This window comes from Sporomusa sp. (genome assembly GCF_057736855.1).
This window is the reverse complement of the sequence record NZ_JBYKYF010000224.1, coordinates 1-5167: the sequence shown is the minus strand read 5'-3', so window position 1 is coordinate 5167 and position 5167 is coordinate 1. Positions and strand designations below refer to the sequence as shown.

The 5167-nt window shown below is 42.3% G+C and carries 4 protein-coding genes; all 4 read left to right on the top strand.

The genetic code is table 11. From position 1 onward, the window contains the following. The coding region (locus AC29Z1_RS13175; protein ID WP_488271914.1) for an NAD(P)/FAD-dependent oxidoreductase at positions 1 to 1077 on the top strand (1077 nt) is incomplete at its 5' end. Positions 1078 to 1109: 32 nt separating this feature from the next. Further along, positions 1110 to 2657 carry an L-glutamate gamma-semialdehyde dehydrogenase gene (gene pruA / locus AC29Z1_RS13170; RefSeq protein WP_488271913.1) on the top strand — a complete coding sequence of 516 codons (1548 nt, stop codon included), beginning with the start codon at positions 1110 to 1112 and terminating at the stop codon, positions 2655 to 2657. Positions 2658 to 2922: 265 nt separating this feature from the next. Continuing rightward, positions 2923 to 4089, top strand: coding sequence for an ABC transporter substrate-binding protein (locus tag AC29Z1_RS13165; protein ID WP_488271912.1), 1167 nt, complete (start codon positions 2923 to 2925; stop codon positions 4087 to 4089). 230 nt (positions 4090 to 4319) lie between these two features. Further along, positions 4320 to 4991, top strand: coding sequence for a YggS family pyridoxal phosphate-dependent enzyme (locus tag AC29Z1_RS13160; RefSeq protein WP_488271911.1), 672 nt, complete (start codon positions 4320 to 4322; stop codon positions 4989 to 4991). The last annotated feature ends 176 nt before the right edge of the window (positions 4992 to 5167 follow it).

Below are 5167 nucleotides of genomic sequence, written 5' to 3'. Positions count from 1 at the left end.
AAGGCTGGAGCCGGGAAAGTTGTTGTGCTTGAGCGTAGCTACCTTGCCAGTGGTGCTACCGGGCGTTGCGGCGCTGGTGTCCGGATGCAGTGGGGTACTGAGACCAATTGCCTGTTGGCACGCGAAAGTATCAAAATACTGGAAAATCTGCCAGCGATACTGGAAATGGAAGGGGATATTGAATTTAAACAAGGTGGCTATCTTTTACTTGCGTATACCGACAAAATGGTTGAACAATTCAAGAAAAACCTTAAACTGCAAGCTTCTCTTAATATTCCTGCCTATTGGGTAACTCCGGAAGAAGCCAAAGACATTGTACCACATTTAAATATCCAAGGCCTGCTTGGTGCTACGTTCTGCCCTAAAGACGGGCATGCCAATCCATTCAAAGTTACCAGTCTGTATGCCAAGGCTGCCGTCCGGCTGGGGGTTAGCATGTATACCTATACCGAAGTTACTGGTCTAACGGTAAAAAGTGGAAGAATATGTATGGTTCACACCAATAAAGGCGATATTGCTACCAATGTTGTGATTAATGCCGCTGGTGGTTATGCCAAAACGATTGGCCGTATGGCTGGTATCGAACTGCCAATTTTTCCTGAACGCCATGAAATACTTGTGACCGAGCCGGTGGCGCCTTTTCAAACGCCGATGGTAATGTCTTTTTTTCACAATCTCTACTGTCAGCAAACACCGCATGGTAGTTTTATCATGGGAATCGGACACCCGAATGAACCAGAGAGTTTCAATATCCAGGGAAGTCGGCGCTTTTTGACTGAGATGGCTGAACGCATCACTACCCTTCTGCCGCCGCTAGCTAATCTCAATGTCATCAGGCAATGGGCAGGACTGTATGATATGTGTCCAGATCGAACGCCTATTTTGGGCGAAGATGCAAATATCAAAGGATTTTATACGGCTGCTGGTTTTAGTGGTCATGGTTTTATGATTGCACCAATGGTAGGTAAGCTGATCGCTCAAGCGGTTGTCGGCTTGCCTACCGATATTCCCATTCATGCTTTTAGTGCTGATCGGTTTGCTCGTGGTCAATTATATGTTGAGCCTTCAGTTGTTTAATTCTTTTAATATTACACTAAGGAGGTACATGTATGGTAACCGCATTTTGTAATGAACCGTTTTCTAATTTCTCGTTACCAGAAAACAAACAGGCTATGGAAAGGGCATTAAGCTATATTGCCGAACAAAAGGGCAGACATTACCCTTTGGTTATTGGAGGTCAGAAAATTAATACCCAAACCCATATTATTTCAGTGAACCCTTCGAACTTTAAAGAAATCATCGGTACTACAGCCAGTGCCAATATCGAACTGGCTGAAAGGGCCATCCAAGCTGCGCTGGCTGCCTTTGCTGACTGGCAATATGTTAAACCTGAGGAACGCGCGCGCTATTTGTTTAAGGCTGCCGCAATCATGCGTCGCAAGAAATTTGAGTTTTCAGCATGGTTGGTAGAAGAAGCAGGAAAAAATTGGGTAGAAGCTGATGCTGACACTGCTGAGGCTATTGACTTTTTAGAATATTATGGACGCCAAATGCTTACAGTTGCCGCTGGTATGCCGGTGGTGCCTATTGCTGGCGAGCAAAACGAATGTTTCTACATTCCGTTAGGCGTTGGGCTTATTATACCGCCTTGGAATTTTCCGTTGGCTATTTTGACTGGAATGACGGCGGCTGCCATTGTTACTGGAAATACAGTGATCATGAAGCCGGCTAGTACTACACCAGTGATTGCAGCTAAACTCATGGAACTTTGGGAAGAAGTAAGTTTGCCACCTGGTGTTGTCAATTTTCTGCCAGGCAGTGGCAGCCTTATTGGTGATTTTCTTGTTAGCCATCCCCAGGTCCGATTCATCAACTTTACAGGATCAAAAGAAGTTGGACTTCGGATTAATAAATTAGCCGCCGAAATTTCACCTGGACAGAAATGGATTAAACGTGTTGTGGCCGAAATGGGCGGTAAAGATGCTATTATTGTTGACAATGAGGCTGACCTCGAAGACGCTGCCAATGGTATTGTAAGCTCAGCTTTCGGGTTTCAAGGACAAAAATGTTCGGCATGTTCTCGGGCCATTATTATCAAAGATGTATATGAGGAAGTTGCTGCCCAAATCATTGCCAAAACCCAAGCTCTGAAATTAGGTCCAGCCAGTGATCCTGGAGTGGATGTAGGACCAGTCATTGATATACATGCTTATAATAAAATTCTCGAATATATAAATATCGGTAAAAGTGAAGGACGCTTAGTTGCCGGCGGCTCTAAAGGTCCTGATGCAGGTTATTTTATTGAGCCTACAGTTATTGCCGATGTTGCACCCCATGCCCGCATTGCTCAGGAAGAAATCTTTGGTCCGGTTGTTGCCTTAATCAAAGCTGAGGATTTTGACCAAGCCCTAGCTATTGCTAATGATACTGAATATGGATTAACTGGGGCTGTATATTCTCGAAATCGCGCCAAACTTGAAAAAGCTCGCCGCGAATTCCATGTTGGCAATTTGTATTTTAACCGAAAATGTACTGGTGCATTGGTCGGTGTCCACCCCTTTGGCGGTTTCAATATGTCAGGTACCGATTCTAAGGCGGGCGGAAGCGATTATCTGCTATTATTTATGCAAGCTAAGTCGGTGGCAGAAAAAATGTAACAAACTTTATTTTTGCACAGAAATGACTTGTAATTTTTGGCAAAATGTAATACAATGTATAATCATAAAAAACAAAAGTATAAAATATATAAATATAATAATTATGTAAGCAACGATGCTTTTTGGAGAGAATATTCTGCCATTCTGTCCAAAAAGCTTTTTTATTTTTTGAGTTTAACAAACGTTAAGTGGGTAAGGGAGGGATGAAAAGCGTATTTGGGATGGGGATATCTTTTATAAATTTATAAGAGATGGGGATGAGATGATGAGTACATTCAGATTAAAAATGGCTAGCTTGCTAACAATCCTATTCCTGCTGGCTGGATTAGTGACCGGGTGTAGTGATACTACCACCAAAGACATTAAAATTGGAGTGGTATACGAACTTACCGGCAATACGGCTAGTTTTGGCACGGCTGCAGCTAATGGTGCTAAACTGGCATTTAAAGAAATTAATGCCCAAGGTGGTGTACTTGGTAAACAAATTCAAGTAGTAATAGCCGACAATAAAGGTGAACCGGCAGAATCCACTAATGCTATGACCAAAGTCATTACTCAGGATAAAGTGGTAGCTGTAACCGGGTTTACTGTCAGCTCTTGCGGTATTGCCGGGTCGACTGTTGCTGAGGCCAACAAAATCCCCTTAGTAGCCGCTGCTACTACCAATCCTAAAGTAACGCTTGATGAAAAAACCGGCAAAGCAAAAGAGTATGTTTTCCGGGCCTGTTTTATTGATCCTTTTCAAGGGACAGTGGCAGCCAATTTTGCTCTTAACAGTTTAAAAGTAAAAAAAGCGGCTATTTTAATTGATAACTCCAGTGATTATAGTAAAGGTTTATCTCAATTTTTCAAAGAAGCTTATGTAAAAGGTGGCGGGCAGATAGTTGCAGAAGAAGCCTATTTGCAAAAAGACCAGGACTTTAAGGCAATTCTTACCAAGGTTAAAGCGCTGAATCCCGAGCTTATTTATCTTCCCGGTTACTATGAAGAGGTCGGTAAGATTATAAAGCAAGCCCGGGAAATGGGAATTACGGTACCGTTTTTGGGCGGTGATGCCTGGGATTCACCCAAATTAGTAGAAATCGCTGGACCTGAGCCTTTAAATAATACTCATTTTACTAACTTTTATTCCAACGAAGATACTAGTCCTGCCTCTAAAGCCTTTGTTGAGGCTTTTAAGAAAGAATATGGTCAAGTGCCTGACTCCATGGCGGCAATGGGTTATGACGCCGCATATCTACTGGTTGATGCTATTAAACGAGCCAACAGTACGGAAGCAACAAAAATCCGTGACGCTTTGGCGGCCACTAAAGGGTTTAAGAGTGTAAGCGGGGAAATGAATTTAACTTCTACCCATGATGCAATTCGAAGCGCAGTAATTATTGAGTTAATAAACGGGAAGCAAGTATATAAGGAAACCGTAAAACCATAACATCCGATATTGCGCCGTTTGGCTTTGCCAGACGGTGTATTTTTTTCATTCTGATTATGTTATAAAATTAAAATTACAAGCGAACTATCATAGTAAACTACCATTCATGTTTCAGAGAAATCTTATTGGATTTCTTATAGTTTTTTTGCTAGAATATCGAATAATACAGGAAATATTTAAAGGAAAATTTTACTCGTGGGCGAATAAATCATTAGAACGGAGGATTTGCCATGTCCATAGCGCAGAATATTGCTGAAATAAAAAAATATATTGATACAACCCAAGTAAAGCTTGTGGCTGTTACCAAAAATCATAGTGTTGCAGCCATGATGGAAGCAATTGCCGCCGGTATAACGGCTGTGGGAGAAAATCGTGTTCAGGAAATGGTGACTAAGTATCCTGCGATTCAGGCTGCAGGTCATAAGGTTGAGTGGCATCTCATCGGGCATTTGCAGACAAACAAGGTGAAGCAGGTGGTACCGCTGGCAGACCTGATTCACTCGGTCGACAGTCAGCGGCTGGCTGTTGAAATTGACAAAATAGCCGGAAAACTAGGAAAACGCCAGGATGTGCTATTACAGGTGAATGTTGCTAATGAAGAAAGCAAGTTCGGCGTCGAGTTGGGACAAGCATTGACGTTAGCCAGACAAATTAGCCAGCTTGAACATGTTAAACTGTGTGGGCTTATGACAATCGCGCCTTATGCTGAAAATCCTGAAACCGTTCGTCCGGTGTTTAAAGCATTATATCAACTGTTTAATGAATTAAAAGCACTAAATCTGACCAATACTGACATCAAATGGTTATCAATGGGTATGACCAATGACTATATGGTAGCTGTCGAAGAGGGAGCAAACTTGGTGCGTATCGGCACAGGCATATTTGGTATGCGTCAATATTAAGGAGGAGAGAGATTTTTATGAAGTTCATGGATAAAGTTTGGGGTAGCCTCGGTCTATTTGAGGCCGTAGACCAAGAAGATGAACGCCCAAAACAGGAAGAAACTGATGTAAAGGCCAAACAAAAGAAAAATATTATGACCAACCTTTTGAATTTGACCGTTGAGCGCATAGGTTGT

Bases quoted from the DNA above. Each gene is read 5' to 3' on its own strand.
- pruA (WP_488271913.1), top strand. From the start codon at position 1,110: ATGGTAACCGCATTTTGTAATGAACCGTTTTCTAATTTCTCGTTACCA.
- AC29Z1_RS13165 (WP_488271912.1), top strand. From the start codon at position 2,923: ATGAGTACATTCAGATTAAAAATGGCTAGCTTGCTAACAATCCTATTC.
- AC29Z1_RS13160 (WP_488271911.1), top strand. From the start codon at position 4,320: ATGTCCATAGCGCAGAATATTGCTGAAATAAAAAAATATATTGATACA.